Origin of the sequence: Mycobacterium scrofulaceum, assembly GCF_001667885.1 — a bacterium.
Classification (GTDB): Bacteria; Actinomycetota; Actinomycetes; order Mycobacteriales; family Mycobacteriaceae; genus Mycobacterium; species Mycobacterium scrofulaceum_C.
In genome coordinates, this window is record NZ_LZJW01000012.1 from 37824 (window position 1) to 54616 (window position 16793).

Consider the following 16793-nt stretch of genomic DNA (forward strand, 5'->3'; position numbering starts at 1 on the left):
CTTGAGCGGTGACCGACGGACCAGACGACAAGACGAGCGTGCTCGCCGTGCCCTCGGAAGCCCCGACAGAGGTGGCCGACGTCCGCCCGCGGGTGGCGTTGCTGGGTGCCGGCGAACTCGCCCGCGAGCTGGCGGTCGCGCTGGGACGCCTCGGCGCGCGGGTGATCGCCGTCGACGGGCGCGCGGACGCGCCCGCGCACTCGGCGGCCGAGGAGTCGCTGGTGGTCCCGGTGACCGTCGCCGACGAGCTGACCAAGGCGATCCGCGGGCTGCAGCCGGACTTCGTGGTCACGACCACCGACGCGGTCGCGGCCGACGCCCTCGACGGCCTCGAGGGCCCGCAGCTGGTGCCCAGCGCGCGCGCCGTCCGGCTCGCCGCCGACCGGGAGGGCCTGCGCCGGCTGGCCGCCGACGAGTTGGGCCTGCCCACCGCGCCGTTCTGGTTCGTCGGCTCGCTCGGCGAACTCGAGGCGGTGGGTGCCCACGCCGGTTACCCGCTGCTGGTGAAGCCGGTGCTCGCCGGCGCGGGGCGGGGGCAGTCGGTGGCGTCGGGGCCCGACGACATCGGGCCGGCCTGGCAGCGCGCGACGGGGGGCCACGGCGAGCGGCACCGGGTGCTGGCCGAGACCGTGGTGGAGGTCGAGTTCTACGTCACCCTGCTGGCGGTGTGCACCGACGGTCCGCAGGGGCCGCGGATCGACTTCTGCTCGCCCGTCGGCCACCGCGAGCCCACCCCCGACGTGCTGGAGTCCTGGCAACCGCAGCAGCTGAGCACCGCGGCGCTGGACGCCGCCAGGTCGATCGCCGCACGGATCGTCAAGGCGCTCGGCGGGCGCGGCGTCTTCGGCGTCGAGCTGATGATCAACGGCGACGAGGTTTACTTCGTCGACGCCACGCCCCGCCCCGCCGACAGCGCCTGGGCCACCGTGCGCAGCCAGCGGCTGTCGGCCTTCGAATTGCAGGCCCGCACCATCCTCGGCCTGCCGGTGGACACGATCATGGTCTCGCCGGGCGCGGCCCACCGGGTGGAGCGCGCCGAGGCGGCGTCCCCAGCGCTGGCCGCGGCGCTGGCCGTGCCGGAAAGCGACGTTCGCGCCTTCGGGCGGGGGTTTCAGGCGCTGGCCACCGCGCCGGAGGTGTCGGCGGCCCGCGACCGCGCCCGCGAGGTCGCGAAGCGGCTGACCCAACGACCTCGTTACGATCCGAGTTCATGAGCACAGAGCGCGACTCCTACGCCGGAGACATCACGCCGCTGGAGGCATGGAAGCTGCTCAGCGACAACCCCAACGCCGTGCTGGTCGACGTGCGCACCGACGCCGAATGGCGGTTCGTCGGCGTGCCCGACCTGTCCAGCCTGGGCCGCGAGGTGGTCTTCATCGAGTGGAACACCTCCGACGGCAACTTCAACGCCAACTTCGCCGACGAACTTCGCGACCGGGTGCCCGAGACCGAAGCCGACCGGCCGGTGGTCTTCCTGTGTCGCTCGGGCAACCGCTCCATCGGCGCCGCCGAGGTCGCCACCCGGGCCGGCATCACGCCGGCGTACAACGTGTTGGACGGGTTCGAGGGTCAGCTGAACGCGCAGGGCCACCGCGGTGAATCGGGTTGGCGCGCAATCGGATTGCCCTGGAAGCAACTATGAGTTCCCCGCCCGGGGATTCGGTCCGGGTGCCGAAGGCGTTGCCCGACGGCGTCAGCCAGGCCACCATCGGCGTGCGCGGCGGCCTGCTGCGCTCCGGGTTCGACGAGACCGCCGAGGCGATGTTCCTGACGTCCGGCTACGTGTACGACTCCGCGGCCGTCGCCGAGAAATCGTTCACCGGCGAGCTCGACCACTTCGTGTACTCGCGGTACGGCAACCCGACCGTGACGATGTTCGAGGAGCGGTTGCGCCTGATCGAGGGCGCGCCGGCGGCCTTCGCCACCGCGAGCGGCATGGCGGCGGTGTTCACCTCGTTGGGCGCGCTGCTGGCCGCCGGGGACCGGCTGGTCGCGTCGCGCAGCCTGTTCGGGTCGTGCTTCGTGGTGTGCAACGAGATCCTGCCGCGCTGGGGCGTGGAGACCGTCTTCGTCGACGGCGACGACCTGGCGCAGTGGGAGGAGGCGCTGTCGAAGCCGACCCAGGCGGTATTTTTCGAGACGCCGTCGAACCCGATGCAGTCGCTGGTGGACATCGCCGCGGTGGTCGAGCTCGCGCACGCCGCGGGGGCAAAAGTGGTGTTGGACAACGTCTTCGCCACCCCGCTGTTGCAGCAGGGCATCCCGCTGGGCGTCGACGTGGTGGTGTACTCGGGCACCAAGCACATCGACGGTCAGGGCCGGGTGCTGGGCGGTGCGATCCTGGGCGACAAGGAGTACATCGACGGCCCGGTGCAGAAACTGATGCGGCACACCGGGCCGGCGCTGAGCGCGTTCAACGCCTGGGTCCTGGTGAAAGGCCTTGAGACGCTGGCGGTCCGGGTCGAACACAGCAACTCCTCGGCGCACCGGATCGCGGAATTCCTCGAGACCCATCCGGCGGTGAGCTGGGTCCGCTACCCGTTTCTGCCGTCACACCCGCAGTACGACCTGGCCAAGCGTCAGATGTCGGGCGGGGGAACGGTGATCACCTTCGCGCTGGACTGCCCCGACGACAAAGCCAAGCAGCGGGCGTTCGAGGTGCTGGACAAGTTGCGGCTGATCGATATCTCCAACAACCTGGGCGACGCGAAATCCCTTGTGACACATCCGGCCACCACCACCCACCGGGCGATGGGCCCGGAGGGCCGCGCGGCGATCGGCCTCGGTGACGCGGTGGTGCGGATCTCCGTCGGGCTCGAGGGCACCGACGACCTGATCGCCGATATCGACCAGGCCCTGAGCTAACCGGCCTGTTTCTCGGCCGCCTCGACGCGCTCGACCGCGGCGAGCGTGCCCTCCTGCGCCTGCCGCTCCACCCAGTCCACCACCGGCCGGGCGTACATCATCTGGCTGGTGATGGCCATCTGGCCGCGGGTGCGGCCCAGGAACGAGATTCCCCAGGAGAACATGGCGGCGATGCGGTTGCGGAACCCAACCAGGTACAACAGGTGCAGCAACAGCCACGCGAGCCAGGCGATGAAACCGCCGAACTCCAGCTTGCCGATCTTCGCGACGGCGCTGTACCGCGAGATGAGCGCCATGCTGCCCTTGTCGAAGTAGGTGAACGGCTTGCGGTTGGCCGGGTCGTCGTTGCCCTTCACCGCCTGCTTGATCAGCTTGGTGACGTAGTGCGCGCCCTGAATGGCGCCCTGGGCCATTCCCGGAACGCCGGGCACCGACATCAGGTCGCCGATGACGAACACGTACGGATGGCCCTTGACGGTGAGGTCGGGCTCGACGATCACCCGCCCGGCGCGGTCGGTCTCGGTTCCGTCGGACTGCTCGGCGACGATCTTGCCCAGCTCGCTGGCCTGCACGCCGGCGGCCCACACCTTGCACGCGCATTCGATGCGCCGCTCGCCGCCGTCCTTCTCCTTGATGGTGATGCCCATGTAGTCCACCGAGGTCACCATCGCGTTGAGCTGCACCTCGACGTCCATCTTCTGCAGGCGCCGCTTCGCCTTGAGGCCCAGGTTCTCGCCCATCGGCGGCAACACCGCGGGCGCGGCGTCGAGCAGGATGACCCGGCATTCGCTGGGCGTGATCGTCCGGAACGCCCCGGCCAGGGTCCGTTCGGCGAGCTGAACGATCTCGCCGGCCAGCTCGACCCCGGTCGGTCCCGCGCCCACCACCACGAACGTCAGGCGGCGCTGCCGCTCGGCCGGGTCGGTGGCCACTTCGGCCGCCTCGAACGCGCCGAGGATGCGGGCCCGCAGCTCGAGGGCGTCGTCGACGCTCTTCATGCCGGGGGCGAAGGCGGCGTACTCGTCGTGGCCAAAGTAGGACTGCTGCGCGCCGGCGGCGACGATCAGGCTGTCGAACGGCGTCACCGTCTCCATGCCCATCAGGTGGGACGTCACGGTCTTCGCCGCCAGGTCGATGCCACTGACGTCGCCCCACAGGACCCGGACGTTCTTCTGCCGGCGCAGGATCAGCCGGGTGGTCGGGGCGATGTCGCCCTCGGACAGGATGCCGGTGGCCACCTGGTACAGCAACGGCTGGAACAAGTGGGTCGTGGTCTTCGAAATCAGGGTGACGTCGACGTCGGCCCGCTTGAGTGCCCTGGCCGCGTTCAGGCCGCCGAATCCGCTCCCGATGATGACGACGCGATGGCGCGACATGCTCACCCCCTTACCGTACGACGCCGCCGGGCCGCGGCTAGAACGGCCACCCGTTGGAGTTGTCCTTGAATTTGCCGTTGACCGCGGTGCAGAAGTCGTCGGCGGTGCCGGCCAGCAGCACGTAGTAGGTCTCGCCGCGGCGGCTCTCGTAGGTGTTGGGGGTGCTCCAGCCGCTGTTGCACAGCGAGGTCTGCGTGCCGGCCGTGGCCCGGCGCCAGTTGGTCTTGGCGCAGCCGGCCAGGGCGTCGACGTTGGGGGTCGCGCTCTTGGCGGCGACCACCATCGCGCCTCCCCATTGGCCGTCGTTGCGCCGGAAGGCGCGCGCCCCGAACCCGGCGTTGTTCGTCTGGCACGCCAGCGCCCGTCGCATCAGCGAGAAGGGCGCCGCGAGTTGGGAATTGGGGCTCGCGGCGGCGGCGGTGATGAATTGCGCCGCGTCCGAGCCGTCGACCTCCTGCACGTTCGGGGTGCCGAAGCTGAACAGCTGCTGCGCGATGCCGGCGTTGCTGCCGCCGCCGATGATGGGGCCGCCGCCGCTCGAGGTCATCGGGGGCAGCGCGGCGGGATCGGCGCCGGCGGGCGGGGCGCCGGCGGCGACGGCCAGCGCCAGCGTCGCGGCCAGACTGCGGAGCGCGGTGCCTTTCATGCCCTTCATTCCAGCACGTGTGCGTAGCCGGCGCGACGGTCGTCGCGCACCAACGCGTCGAGCACGTGGCGGGTTTGCAGCCGGATGTACTCGTCGCGGCTGTACATCGGCCCGAAGTGCCAGTGCTTGAGCGCCCAGCCGTGCGCGAGCAGCATGATGTCGAACACCGTCAGGTCGAGGTCGACGTCGCGGAAGACGCCCCGCGCGACGCCGGCCGCCACGACCTCGCGCAGCGGTGCGGCGGTGGCGATCTCGAGTTCCTTGATCCGCGCCCGGTCCGGCGGGTTCAGAGTGCGGCTCTCCCGGTAGGTCAGCACCACGCCGTCGAGGTTCTCGTCCACTATCTCGATGTAGCGGCGGATGCCGGCGGTCAGCTGGTCGACGACGTCGTCGCCGGCGGCCTCGATGACCGGCGCCAGCTGATCGCGGAACACGTCGAGGATCCGCACGATCGTGGCGAGCAGCAGGTCTTCCTTGCCGCCGAAGTAGGTGTAGATGAGGCCGACGCTGACCTGGGCCTCGGCGGCCAGGTCCTGCATGGACATCTGGTGGAAGCCGCGTCTGCCCATGACCTTCACCGCGGCGTCGAGCACCTGGCGGCGCCGCGAGCTGGCCCGGGCCGCGCGCACGGCCTCCTCGACGGGCAGGGAACCGTAGTCGACGGACATCAGATGCCCAGGTCTTTCGCGACGATCGTCTTCATGATCTCGTTGGTGCCGCCGTAGATGGTCTGGATGCGGGCGTCGACGAACGCGCGCGCGACGGCGTATTCGCGCATGTAGCCGTAGCCGCCGTGCAGCTGCAGGCAGCGGTCGGCGGTGCGCACCTGCAGCTCGGTGGTCCACCATTTCAGCCGCGCGGCCCGCGCGGCGGTCAGCTCGCCGTCGAGATGCTGGGCCAGGCAGTCGTCGAGATACGTTCGGGCGATGTCGATTTCGGTCGCCACCTCGGCGAGCACGAATTGGCTGTGCTGGAAGCCGGCGATCGGCGTCCCGAACGCGGTGCGCTGCTTAACGTATTCGAGTGTCTCGGCCAGGATCGCCTCGGCGGCGGCCACCGCGCCCACCCCGAGCGCGAGCCGCTCCTGCGGCAGGTTCTGCATCAGCTGGTAGAAGCCGGCGCCCTGGGCGCCGAGCAGGTTGGCCACCGGCACCCGCATGTCGGTGAAGGTCAGCTCGCTGGTGTCCTGGGCGTGCAGGCCGATCTTGTCCAGGTTGCGGCCCCGCGAGAAGCCGGGCGTGTCCGCCTCGACCACCAGCAGCGACAACCCCTGGTGCCGATCGGGTGACGTCCGCACCGCGACCACGAACAGGTCGCCGCACTGGCCGTTGGAGATGAACGTCTTGGCGCCGTTGACGACGTAGTGGTCGCCGTCGCGGACCGCCGCGGTGCGGATCCCGGCGAGGTCGCTGCCGGTGCCGGGTTCGGTCATCGCGATGCCCAGCACCGTCTCGCCGGTCACCACGCCGGGCAGCCAGCGCTGCTGCTGCTCGGGCGTGGTCAGGTCGGTGAGGTAGGGCAGCACCACGTCGTTTTGCAGGGTGAACGCGATGGCCTCGGCGGCCGCGCCGGCGCGTTGCAGTTCGTCGATGACGATCGCGTTGTAGCGGAAGTCGTCGACCCCCGGGCCGCCCAGGTGTTCCGGTACCGAAAAGCCCAGCAGCCCAAGCTTTCCCGCTTCGATGAACAGGGACCGGTCCCACTGGCCCCGATTCTCGGCCCGCTCGTGCGCCGGGACCACCACCCGCCGCACGAAATCCCGTACGAGTGCCCGGAACTGCCCGTGCTCGGGCGTGTACTCCAGCCGCGCGGCCATGTATTCCCCTGTTACCGGAAGGCGTCGCTACCGGTGAACGCCTGGCCGAGCACCAGCTGGTGCATTTCGGGCGTGCCCTCGTAGGTCAGCACCGACTCCAGGTTGACCATGTGCCGGATCACCGGGTATTCCAGCGATATGCCGTTGCCGCCCAAGATGGTTCGGGCGGTCCGGCAGATCTTGATGGCCTCCCGGGTGTTGTTCAGCTTGCCGAAGCTGACCTGCTCGGGCCGCAGTCCGACGCTGTCCTTGAGGCGACCCAGGTGCAGCGACAGCAGCTGGCCCTTGTGCAGCTCGACCGCCATGTCGACGAGCTTCGCCTGGGTCAGCTGGAATCCGGCGATCGGGCGGCCGAATTGGGTACGCTGCGTGGCGTAGTCGAGCGCGGCCTGCCACGCCGAGCGCGCGGCGCCCATCGAACCCCAGATGATGCCGTAACGCGCCTCGGACAAACACGACAGCGGCCCGCGCAGGCCGGTGGCCCCGGGCAGCATCGCGTCGGCGGGCAGCCGCACGTCGTCGAGCACCAGCTCGCTGGTGATCGAGGCGCGCAGTGACAGCTTGTGGTGGATGGTGTTGGCCGAAAAGCCCGGCGTCTTGGTCGGGACGACGAACCCGCGGACGCCGTCGTCGGTGGCGGCCCACACGACCGCGACGTCGGCGACCGAGCCGTTGGTGATCCACAGTTTGCGGCCGTTCAGCACCCAGTCCGACCCGTCGCGCCGCGCCCGGGTCTTCATCGCGGCGGGATCGGACCCCACGTCGGGCTCGGTCAGCCCGAAGCATCCCAGCAACTCGCCCGACGCCATCGCGGGCAGCCACTCCTGCTTCTGCTCCTCGGACCCGAAGTTCCAGATCGCGAACATCGCCAGCGAGCCCTGCACCGAGACCATCGACCGGATTCCGGAGTCGGCGGCCTCGAGTTCGGTGCAGGCCAGGCCGTAGTGCACCGAGGACGCCCCGCCGCACCCGTAACCCTGAAGGTGCATGCCGAGGAGGCCGAGCTGGCCGAACCCCTTGGCGAGTTCGCGCACCGGCAGGTCACCGATCTCGAACCACTCCGCGATGTGGGGCAGGACGTGCTCGGCGCAGAACTCTCTGACGGTGTCGCGCACCGCGAGCTCGTCGCTGGACAGGGAGGCGTCCAGGCCCAGCGGGTCGTACCGGTCGAAGGCGGGAGGTTTATGGGTGCTCATGGGTTCAGCCTGCCATCGTTAGGCCACCGCTGACGCTGATCACCTGTCCGGTGATGAACGACGCGGCGGGCGACGCGAAGAACAGCACCGGCGCGGCGACCTCCTCGGGGCGGGCCAGGCGGCGAAACGGGATGGCCTTGACCAGCGCCTCTTTCAGCTTCTCCGGCTGGGCGTGGAACAGCGGCGTGTCGGTCGGTCCCGGGCACACGCAGTTGACGGTGATCTGGTGGCGGGCCATCTCCCGGGCCAGCGACTTGGTCAGCGCGATCACCCCGCCCTTGGCGCCGGCGTAGATGGATTCCCCGGCGCTGCCGACGCGGCCCGCGTCGCTGGCCAGGTTGACGACGCGGCCGCCGGCGTGGGTCGCGATCATGTCCGGCAGGAACGCGGCGCACACGTGCACCGGCCCCAGGTAGTTGATGGCGACCACCTTGGCCGCGAATTCCGGTGTGGCGTTGAGGAATTGGTCGGTGCGATCCCAGCCCGCGGCGTTGACCACGACGTCGGGCACCCCGGCCTCGGCGTGCGTCGCGTCCCGCAGCGCGTCGACCTGGGCCGGGTCGGCGACGTCCACCGGCAGCGCGGTGATCCGCTCGGGGCGCTCCTTGGCGGTGGCGGCCGCCGCCGCCTCGTCGAGGTCGGCGGCGATCACGCGATCGCCCTGCGCGGCGAACGCCAGCGCTATCGCCTTGCCGATGCCAGAACCGGCGCCGGTCACCAGCGCGAGGTGGCCTTCTGAATGTTCGTTCATTTCCGACGAATTTAGGTTCGCCGCGGCGGCAGGGTCAAGGGGCCCGGCCCGCCCGGTAGTCTCGCGGCATGCGGCGGCTGGTGTGGCTGGGCCTGGACGTCATCGGTGTGCTGGTCTTCTGCGCCGCCGGGCGTCGCAGCCACGACGAGGGACTCGACATCGCCGGCGTCGCCACGACCGCGTGGCCGTTCCTCACCGGAACCGTCGTCGGCTGGCTGGCGTCCCGCGCCTGGCGGCGTCCCACCGCGGTGGCGCCGACCGGGGTGGTCGTCTGGCTGTGCACCGTCGTCGTCGGCATGCTGTTACGCAAGGCCACTTCCGCCGGTGTGGCGGCGAGTTTCGTGGTGGTGGCGGCGTCGGTGACCGCGGTCGTGTTGCTCGGCTGGCGGGCGGTCGTCGCGCTGATGCTGCGGCGCCGGGCCCGCGCGTAGGACCATGGCGACGACGGCGGGCGTGGCGGTGACCGCGGCATTAGGCGCCGCCGCCCGGGCGGTCGCCACCAACGCCGGGCTGCTGAACGATCCGTTCGCCGAGCCCTTGGTGCGCGCCGCCGGGGTCGACCACTTGGTCCGGGTTGTCGGCGACGCCCGGTTCGCCGCCGACGATGCCGAGCGCCAGGGGTTTTTGGCGATCTGCGCGGCGCACACCCGGTTCGTCGACGAGTTCCTCGCCGCGGCCGGGCGCGCCGGCCTGCGCCAGGTGGTGATCCTGGCGTCCGGCCTCGACACCCGGCCGTACCGGCTGTGGTGGCCGCCCGGCACAACGGTTTTCGAGGTCGACCGGCCCGAGGTGCTCGACCTCAAGGCCGGCGTGCTGTCCGGGTTGGGCGCCGACCTGCGGGCGAGCCGGCGCGCGGTCGGCGCCGACCTGCACCAGGATTGGCCGGCCGCGCTGCGGCGGGTCGGTTTCGACGCCAACGGCCCCTCGGTGTGGATCGCCGAGCAGTTGCTGATCGGGTACCTGACGCCCGCCGCGCAGGACCGCGTGCTGCAGGCCGTGACCGCGATGAGCGCGGTCGGGAGCCGGTTCGCCGCCGATCACCTGCCGACCTGGACCCCGTTGCAGCTGGAGGCCGAGCGGTCGTTCGTCGACGGCTGGCGCCGACACGGCCTGGACGTGGACCTGGCCAGCCTGACCCATGCGGGTCAATACCATTACGTCCCCGAGTATCTGGCCGACACCGGTTGGGAGACGTTGCAGCGGAACGTCGCCGATCTGCTGGGTGCGGTGGGGCTGCCCGATCGGCCGCGGGGCGAGAGCGAGTTCGTCCCGGAATACCTGACCGCGACGCGGGTTTGAAGTCTTGATGTCCCAGTCGGTTTCAGGCGAGCAGCTGCGGTTCGTGTCGGCCACGCACGACGACCCGCTGGCGGGCCCGCTGCTGGCCGAGCTCGCCGAGGAGTACGCGCAGCGGTACGGCGGCACGCCCAGCACGCACCTGTCCTGGTTGCCGGTGCCGCGGGACGAGTTGGCGCCGCCGGACGGCGGCCTGCTGATCGGCGTGCTGGACGGAGTGCCCGTGACCGGGGGTGCGTTCCGTCGGTACGACGCCGAGACGGCCGAGCTCAAGCGAATCTGGACCGACCGCGCATACCGGCGTCGCGGATACGCCAGGATCCTGCTCGCGGCGCTGGAGGCCGAGACCGCCGCGCGCGGATACCGGCGGCTCTACCTGATCACCGGCAACCGGCAACCCGAGGCCGAGGCGCTGTACGACGCGACCGGGTACACCCGGGTGCCCGCCGACCCGCTGCCGTCGTGGGGTCCGTTCGTGCCGATCGCGTTCGAGAAGTGGCTGGTTCCCGACGGTGGTATGCCGACTTCCGGTTTTTGATATCGCGGGCGATATCGCTCCGCACTAGCCGCCGTTGGCGAGCGCGAGGGCCGCCGCCGTCGCCTCCCGGATCGGCCCGCGCCACACGTCGCCGTGCCCCGGCAACAGCACGTCGGTGTCGAGCAGCGCCAGCGCGGACAGGGTACGGATGCAGTCCGGTTGGCTGTAGCTGAAAATCGCCGGCAGCAGTTGCGGCCCGCTCCGGCGCAGCAGGGGGTGCCCGGTGATCAGGGCGTCGCCGCTGACCAGTACGCCGTCGACCAGATACGAGCAGTGCCCGTTGGTGTGGCCGGGGCTGAACACCGGCGCCGGTTGGCCCGGCAGGCTCGCGGCCAGTTCGGCGGTCAGCGGCTGGGCGGTCGGGATGCCGTCGCGGATCAGGCCGCCGCTACGCACCACATGGGCCGTCCACTTGGCCCACCGGGGCCGCCAAATCCGCAGCGCCACATCGACAATCGACACCTGCTCGAGGTACTCCCGCTTCGCGTGTCCCACCTCGTCGGCATGGCAGTACACCGGGATGCCGTGCGCGTCGGCGAACCAGATCGCGGTGCCCAGGTGATCGATGTGCGCGTGCGTCAAGACGATGGCGCGCACGTCGTCGGGGCCGTAGCCCAGCGCGGACAGCGAGGCCAGCACGTCCTGGCGGTCCCCGGGATAGCCCGCGTCGATCAGCAGCACGCCGGTGTCGTCGGTGACCAGGGTCCAGTTGACCGCCTCGCCCCGGGCAAGGTGCACCGTGTCGGTCACCTGAACTAGCTCCGCCATGCCCGCGAGTGTAGGAGCGATCGCAAGCGCGGCGAAGCCGGGCGCGGCGGGTCGCGACTGTCAAAGGGGAGCGATCGCAAGCGCGGCGAAGCCGGGCGCGGCGGGTCGCGACTGTCAAAGGGGGAGTAGAAATGACCCGTGGCTGAACTGAAACTTGGATACAAGGCATCCGCCGAACAATTCGCACCGCGCGAGCTCGTCGAACTCGCTGTCGCCGCCGAAGGTCACGGCATGGACAGCGCAACCGTCAGTGACCACTTCCAGCCGTGGCGGCACGAGGGTGGGCATGCCCCCTTCTCGCTGGCCTGGATGACCGCCGTCGGCGAACGCACCAAGCGGATCGTGCTGGGCACGTCGGTGCTCACCCCGACCTTCCGCTACAACCCCGCCGTCATCGCGCAGGCCTTCGCCACCATGGCCTGCCTGTACCCGGACCGGATCTTCCTCGGCGTGGGTACCGGCGAGGCGCTCAACGAGATCGCCACCGGATACGAGGGCGAGTGGCCGGAGTTCAAGGAGCGGTTCGCCCGGCTGCGTGAATCGGTGCGCCTGATGCGCGAACTGTGGCGCGGCGACCGCGTCAATTTCGACGGCGAGTACTACCGCCTCAAGGGCGCCTCGATCTACGACGTGCCCGAGGGCGGCGTCCCGATCTACGTCGCCGCGGGCGGCCCGGCGGTGGCGAAATACGCGGGGCGGGCCGGCGACGGCTTCATCTGCACCTCGGGCAAGGGCGAGGAGCTGTACAAGGACAAGCTGATCCCCGCGGTCAAGGAGGGCGCCGAGATCAACGACCGCAACCTCGACGACATCGACAAGATGATCGAGATCAAGATCTCCTACGACCCGGACCCCGAGCTCGCTCTGGAGAACACTCGGTTCTGGGCGCCGCTGTCGCTGACCGCCGAGCAGAAGCACAGCATCGACGACCCGATCGAGATGGAGAAGGCCGCCGACGCCCTGCCGATCGAGCAGGTCGCCAAGCGCTGGATCGTCGCGTCGGACCCCGACGAGGCCGTCGCGAAGGTCAAGGACTACGTCGACTGGGGGCTCAACCACCTGGTGTTCCACGCGCCGGGCCACGACCAGCGTCGGTTCCTCGAGCTCTTCGAGAAGGACCTGGCCCCCAGGCTGCGGCGACTTGGCTGAACCCTCCGCGATCTACATCGCCGCTCCGGAACCGGAGACCGGCAAGTCGACGCTGGCGCTGGGGCTGCTGCACAAGCTGACCGCGACGGTCGCCAAAGTGGGTGTCTTCCGGCCCATTACGCGGGTGACCGACGGCAAGGACCGCGACTACATCCTCGACCTGCTGCTGCGGCACACCACGGCGGGCGTGCCGTACGAGCAGTGCGTCGGAGTGACGTACCAGCAGCTGCACGCCGACACCGACGCCGCGATCGCCACCATCGTCGAGGCCTATGACGCGATGGCCGGCGGCTGCGACGCGGTGGTCATCGTGGGCAGCGATTACACCGACGTGGCGCGGCCGGCCGAGCTGTCGGTCAACGCCCGGATCGCCGTCAACCTCGGCGCGCCGGTACTGCTCACGGTCAGCGGGCGCGGGCGCACCCCCGACGAGGTGGCGCGCGTCATCGAGGTCTGCCTGGCCGAGCTGGCCATCCAGCGCGCCCACGCCGCCGCGGTGGTCGCCAACCGCTGCGAACCGGCTCAGCTGGACGATGTCGCCGAGGCGCTGGAGGCCTTCAGCCAGCGCAGCTACGTGCTGCCCGAAGAGCCGTTGCTGTCGGCCCCGACCGTGGCCGAGCTCGAAAAGGCGGTCGGCGGAACGCCGGTCAGCGGCGAGGCGTCGCTGCGCGACCGTGAGGTCACCGGCGTGCTGGTCGCCGGGATGACCGCCGACCACGTGCTGGAGCGACTCAGCGACGGCATGGCGGTGATCACTCCGGGCGACCGGTCGGATGTGGTGTTGGCCGTGGCGAGCGCCCATGGGGCCGAAGGCTTTCCGTCGCTGTCCTGCATCGTCCTCAACGGCGGATTCCAGCTGCACCCGTCCATCGCGGCCCTGGTCGCCGGTCTGCGGCTGCGGCTGCCGATCGTGGCCACCACGCTGGGCACCTACGACGCCGCCAGCGCGGCCGCCGCGGCCCGTGGCCGCGTGACGGCGGATTCGCAGCGCAAGATCGACACCGCGCTGGAGCTGATGGACCGCTACGTCGACGTCCCGGATCTTCTTGAGCAGCTTGCCATTCCGATACCTACCGTGACCACGCCGCAGATGTTCATCCACCGGCTCACGCTGCAGGCGCGGGCCGACCGCAAGCACATCGTCCTCCCCGAGGGTGACGACGACCGCATCCTCAAGTCGGCCGGCCGGGTGCTGCAGCGACGCGTCGCCGACCTCACCGTGCTGGGCGACGAGGCGCAGATCCGGCAGCGCGCGGGGGAGCTCGGGGTGGACCTCGGCGGCGCGCAGCTGATCGACCCGCGCACCAGCGACCTGCGCTCCCGGTTCGCCGACCAGTACGCCGAATTGCGCAAAGCCAAGGGCGTCACCGCCGAGCACGCCCGCGAGATCATGCTCGATGCAACGTATTTCGGTACCATGATGGTCTACAACGGCATGGTCGACGGCATGGTGTCGGGCGCCGCTCACACCACGGCGCACACGGTCCGGCCGGCCTTCGAGATCATCAAGACCGTGCCCGACGTCTCCACGGTGTCCAGCATCTTTTTGATGTGCCTGCCCGACCGGGTGCTGGCCTACGGCGACTGCGCGATCATCCCGAATCCGACGCCCGAGCAGCTGGCCGACATAGCGATCTCCTCCGCGCGCACCGCGGCGCAGTTCGGCATCGAACCGCGAGTGGCGATGCTGTCGTACTCGACCGGCGAATCGGGCACCGGCGCCGACGTCGACAAGGTCCGGGCCGCAACGGAATTGGTGCGGAATCGGGCGCCGCATTTGCCGGTCGAGGGCCCCATCCAATACGACGCCGCGATCGAACCGTCGGTTGCGGCCACCAAGCTGCGCGGCTCGCCGGTGGCGGGGCGCGCCACGGTGCTGGTGTTCCCCGACCTGAACACCGGCAACAACACCTACAAGGCCGTGCAGCGCAGCGCCGGCGCGATCGCCATCGGCCCGGTGTTGCAGGGCCTGCGCAAGCCGGTGAACGACCTGTCCCGCGGCGCGCTGGTTGAGGACATCGTGAATACCGTTGCCATCAACGCGATCCAGGCCCAGGACATCCGTGACTAGCGCGAATCGGGCCGTGCTGGTGATCAATTCCGGCTCGTCGTCGCTGAAATACCAGTTGGTCGATCCCGACTCGGGCGTGGCCCGCGCGACCGGCAACGTCGAGCGGATCGGGGAGGAGTCGTCACCGGTTCCCGACCACGACGCCGCCCTGCGCCAAGCGTTCGACGCGCTGTCGGATCAGGGCATCGACCTTCGGAACTGCGGCCTGGTGGCGGTCGGCCACCGAGTCGTGCACGGCGGCAACACGTTCTACAAGCCCACGCCGGTGGACGACGCGGTGATCCGCAAGCTCGACGAATTGTCGGAACTGGCGCCCCTGCACAACCCGCCGGCGATCAAGGGAATCGAGGTGGCCCGCAAGCTGCTGCCCGACGTCCCGCACATCGCGGTCTTCGACACGGCCTTCTTCCACGACATGCCGCCCGCGGCCGCGACGTACGCGATCGACCGCGGCTTGGCCGAACGCTGGAAGATCCGCCGTTATGGCTTCCACGGCACCTCCCACCGCTATGTGAGCCAGCAGGCGGCCGCCTTCCTGGGCCGGCCGCTACCGGGCCTGAAACAGATTGTGCTGCACCTCGGTAACGGCTGTTCGGCGTCGGCTATCGCGGGCAGCAGGCCCCTCGACACGTCGATGGGGCTGACGCCGCTGGAGGGCCTGGTGATGGGCACCCGCAGTGGCGACATCGACCCCAGCATCGTCGCCTACCTGTGCCACACCGCGAAGATGGGCGTCGACGAGGTGGAGTCCATGCTCAATCAGCGGTCAGGAGTGCTGGGCCTGTCCGGCGAGCGTGACTTCCGCCGGCTGCGCGAGCTGATCGAATCCGGTGACGCCGCGGCGCAATTGGCCTACAGCGTGTTCACCCATCGGCTGCGCAAGTACATCGGCGCGTACCTGGCGGTGCTGGGGCACACCGACGTCATCACCTTCACCGCCGGCATCGGGGAGAACGACGCGGCGGTGCGCCGCGACGCGCTGGCCGGTCTGGAGGAGCTGGGCATCGTGCTCGACGAGCGCCGCAATCTCGGCGGAGGCAAGGGCGCCCGGCAGATCTCCGCCGAGGACTCCCCGATCGCCGTGCTGGTGATCCCGACCAACGAAGAACTGGCCATCGCCCGCGACTGCGTGAGCGCGCTAACCGGTTAGGAAGCCGAGGCTCTTGCGTCCGGCGTCCACCGACGGCGCGGGATCCGTCCCGACGGTCCGCGCGAGGAGCTCGTGGTACACGTCGCGAAAGTCGGTGGTGTACTTCAAGTCCCCGTTGTCGAGATCGGTGAGGCTGGGTTCGTCGCCGTAGAAACCGCCCCGAACGGGCGTGCCCGCGACGAAGACCGGACCGGCCGTCCCGTGATCGGTGCCCTGGGACGCGTTGGCGCGCACCCGGCGGCCGAACTCCGAGTACGCCACGACGACGACGTTGCGGCCCGCGACCTGCCGCAGGAACGAGGTCACCGCCTCGTCGAAGGCCGCAAGCAGGCGCTGCTGGGTGCCGCGCTCCCCGGCGTGTGTGTCGAAACCGCCCAACTGCGCCGTGTACACGCGCGTCGGCACCCGCGCCCGCACCACCTCGGCCACCAGGTGCAGCTGCGCGGACAGGGAGTTGCGTTGGTTTCCCGTGGCTTTCACCGTTCCGAAGGTGTGCGCGGTGGTGCGGGCGGCCCGGTAGGCCTTGCACACCGCGGCCATCGCGGGGGTGTCGTCGGGGTCGTCGGCGCCCAACGCGCCCATCAGCGTGTCGAGCCCCTGCCGCGTCGGCTCCGGAGCCATGGAAAGCGCCGCGGCCGTGTGCTTTTCACCCACCGCGAGTGGTGGAAGCACCGGTCCGATGTTGACCGCCCGCAGCGGGTCGTCACCGGTGGCGTCGAGCCAGCGGCCGATCCAGCCCGTCGACACCGGCTCGGCGGGCGACGCCGTCTGCCAGATGTCCATGGACCGGAAGTGGCTGTGGTCGGGCCGCGGATAGCCGACGCCGCGCACGATGGCGAGTTGACGCTGCCCCCACAACTGCGCGAGGCCCTTCAGCGCGGGGTTGAGGCCTAGCGCCTCGTCGAGGTGCAGGACGTCGCCCGGGGCGTAGGCCAATTCGGGTCGGGCGTCGTGATAGGCGTTGTCCGCGTACGGGATCAGGGTGTTGATCCCGTCGTTGCCGCCGTAGAGCGTGACCAGCACCAGCACGCCCGCACCGTCGGCCAGCGGCCGATCCTCGGCCGCGCGCATCAGGTCGGGCCAGCTGACCGCCACCGCCGTCGACAACAGGCCGGCCGCGCCCACACCCGCGCTGGCGACCAGGAATCTGCGACGGTTCATCTCGGGCATC

The 16793-nt window shown here is 70.2% G+C and carries 17 protein-coding genes; 9 read left to right on the forward strand and 8 right to left on the reverse strand.

Annotated features, from left to right (window positions below; genetic code table 11):
- Positions 1 to 8 precede the first annotated feature (8 nt).
- The 3 genes from purT to A5681_RS01065 are packed head-to-tail and all read left to right on the forward strand — an operon-like array spanning position 9 to position 2865.
- Positions 9 to 1214 (forward strand): formate-dependent phosphoribosylglycinamide formyltransferase, encoded by a 1206-nt coding sequence (gene purT / locus A5681_RS01055; protein ID WP_067268733.1) that lies wholly within the window; start codon positions 9 to 11, stop codon positions 1212 to 1214.
- Positions 1211 to 1642, forward strand: coding sequence for a rhodanese-like domain-containing protein (locus tag A5681_RS01060; RefSeq protein WP_067268734.1), 432 nt, complete (start codon positions 1211 to 1213; stop codon positions 1640 to 1642). Before purT ends, A5681_RS01060 begins: the two co-directional genes overlap by 4 nt.
- Positions 1639 to 2865, forward strand: coding sequence for an O-succinylhomoserine sulfhydrylase (locus tag A5681_RS01065; RefSeq protein ID WP_067268735.1), 1227 nt, complete (start codon positions 1639 to 1641; stop codon positions 2863 to 2865). The genes A5681_RS01060 and A5681_RS01065 overlap by 4 nt, the downstream gene beginning before the upstream one ends.
- Here A5681_RS01065 and A5681_RS01070 read toward each other — a convergent pair.
- From A5681_RS01070 to A5681_RS01095, 6 genes are read right to left on the reverse strand one after another with little or no spacing between them, the layout of a single operon-like run.
- Positions 2862 to 4241 (reverse strand): NAD(P)/FAD-dependent oxidoreductase, encoded by a 1380-nt coding sequence (locus A5681_RS01070; RefSeq protein WP_067268736.1) that lies wholly within the window; start codon positions 4239 to 4241, stop codon positions 2862 to 2864. The genes A5681_RS01065 and A5681_RS01070 overlap by 4 nt on opposite strands.
- A 37-nt stretch (positions 4242 to 4278) precedes the next feature.
- Positions 4279 to 4887 (reverse strand): hypothetical protein, encoded by a 609-nt coding sequence (locus A5681_RS01075; RefSeq protein ID WP_067268770.1) that lies wholly within the window; start codon positions 4885 to 4887, stop codon positions 4279 to 4281.
- A 5-nt stretch (positions 4888 to 4892) separates the two neighbouring features.
- Positions 4893 to 5555 (reverse strand): TetR/AcrR family transcriptional regulator, encoded by a 663-nt coding sequence (locus A5681_RS01080; protein WP_067268737.1) that lies wholly within the window; start codon positions 5553 to 5555, stop codon positions 4893 to 4895.
- Positions 5555 to 6703, reverse strand: a complete 1149-nt coding sequence (locus A5681_RS01085) for an acyl-CoA dehydrogenase family protein (RefSeq protein WP_067268738.1) — start codon at positions 6701 to 6703, stop codon at positions 5555 to 5557. Before A5681_RS01085 ends, A5681_RS01080 begins: the two co-directional genes overlap by 1 nt.
- Before the next feature lie 11 nt (positions 6704 to 6714).
- Complete coding sequence (locus A5681_RS01090) at positions 6715 to 7899, reverse strand: acyl-CoA dehydrogenase family protein (protein WP_067268739.1); 1185 nt, start codon at positions 7897 to 7899, stop codon at positions 6715 to 6717.
- Positions 7900 to 7903: 4 nt separating this feature from the next.
- The gene (locus A5681_RS01095; RefSeq protein WP_067268740.1) at positions 7904 to 8650 is read right to left on the reverse strand and encodes an SDR family NAD(P)-dependent oxidoreductase; all 747 of its coding nucleotides are present in this window, start codon (positions 8648 to 8650) and stop codon (positions 7904 to 7906) included.
- Between the two features lie 68 nt (positions 8651 to 8718).
- Here A5681_RS01095 and A5681_RS01100 point away from each other — a divergent pair, with 68 nt between their 5' ends.
- From A5681_RS01100 to A5681_RS01110, 3 genes are read left to right on the forward strand one after another with little or no spacing between them, the layout of a single operon-like run.
- Positions 8719 to 9081, forward strand: a complete 363-nt coding sequence (locus A5681_RS01100; RefSeq protein WP_067268741.1) for a DUF3054 domain-containing protein — start codon at positions 8719 to 8721, stop codon at positions 9079 to 9081.
- A gap of 4 nt (positions 9082 to 9085) precedes the next feature.
- On the forward strand, positions 9086 to 9949 hold the full coding sequence (locus tag A5681_RS01105; RefSeq protein WP_067268742.1) for an SAM-dependent methyltransferase: 864 nt from the start codon (positions 9086 to 9088) through the stop codon (positions 9947 to 9949).
- Positions 9950 to 9956: 7 nt separating this feature from the next.
- Positions 9957 to 10484 carry a GNAT family N-acetyltransferase gene (locus A5681_RS01110; protein ID WP_067268743.1) on the forward strand — a complete coding sequence of 176 codons (528 nt, stop codon included), beginning with the start codon at positions 9957 to 9959 and terminating at the stop codon, positions 10482 to 10484.
- A gap of 24 nt (positions 10485 to 10508) precedes the next feature.
- Here A5681_RS01110 and A5681_RS01115 read toward each other — a convergent pair whose 3' ends face one another.
- Positions 10509 to 11252, reverse strand: coding sequence for an MBL fold metallo-hydrolase (locus A5681_RS01115; RefSeq protein WP_067268744.1), 744 nt, complete (start codon positions 11250 to 11252; stop codon positions 10509 to 10511).
- A gap of 138 nt (positions 11253 to 11390) precedes the next feature.
- Here A5681_RS01115 and fgd point away from each other — a divergent pair, with 138 nt between their 5' ends.
- Genes fgd through A5681_RS01130 form a run of 3 tightly spaced genes read left to right on the forward strand, consistent with a single transcriptional unit; the run spans position 11391 to position 15622 of the window.
- A complete protein-coding gene (gene fgd / locus A5681_RS01120) occupies positions 11391 to 12401 on the forward strand; it encodes a glucose-6-phosphate dehydrogenase (coenzyme-F420) (protein ID WP_067268745.1) in 1011 nt (336 codons plus the stop codon).
- Positions 12394 to 14472, forward strand: coding sequence for a phosphate acetyltransferase (pta, locus tag A5681_RS01125; RefSeq protein WP_067268746.1), 2079 nt, complete (start codon positions 12394 to 12396; stop codon positions 14470 to 14472). The genes fgd and pta overlap by 8 nt, the downstream gene beginning before the upstream one ends.
- A 13-nt stretch (positions 14473 to 14485) precedes the next feature.
- On the forward strand, positions 14486 to 15622 hold the full coding sequence (locus A5681_RS01130; protein ID WP_067268747.1) for an acetate kinase: 1137 nt from the start codon (positions 14486 to 14488) through the stop codon (positions 15620 to 15622).
- Here A5681_RS01130 and A5681_RS01135 read toward each other — a convergent pair.
- On the reverse strand, positions 15611 to 16792 hold the full coding sequence (locus A5681_RS01135; protein ID WP_067268748.1) for a DUF1501 domain-containing protein: 1182 nt from the start codon (positions 16790 to 16792) through the stop codon (positions 15611 to 15613). The genes A5681_RS01130 and A5681_RS01135 overlap by 12 nt on opposite strands.
- Position 16793 lies beyond the last annotated feature (1 nt).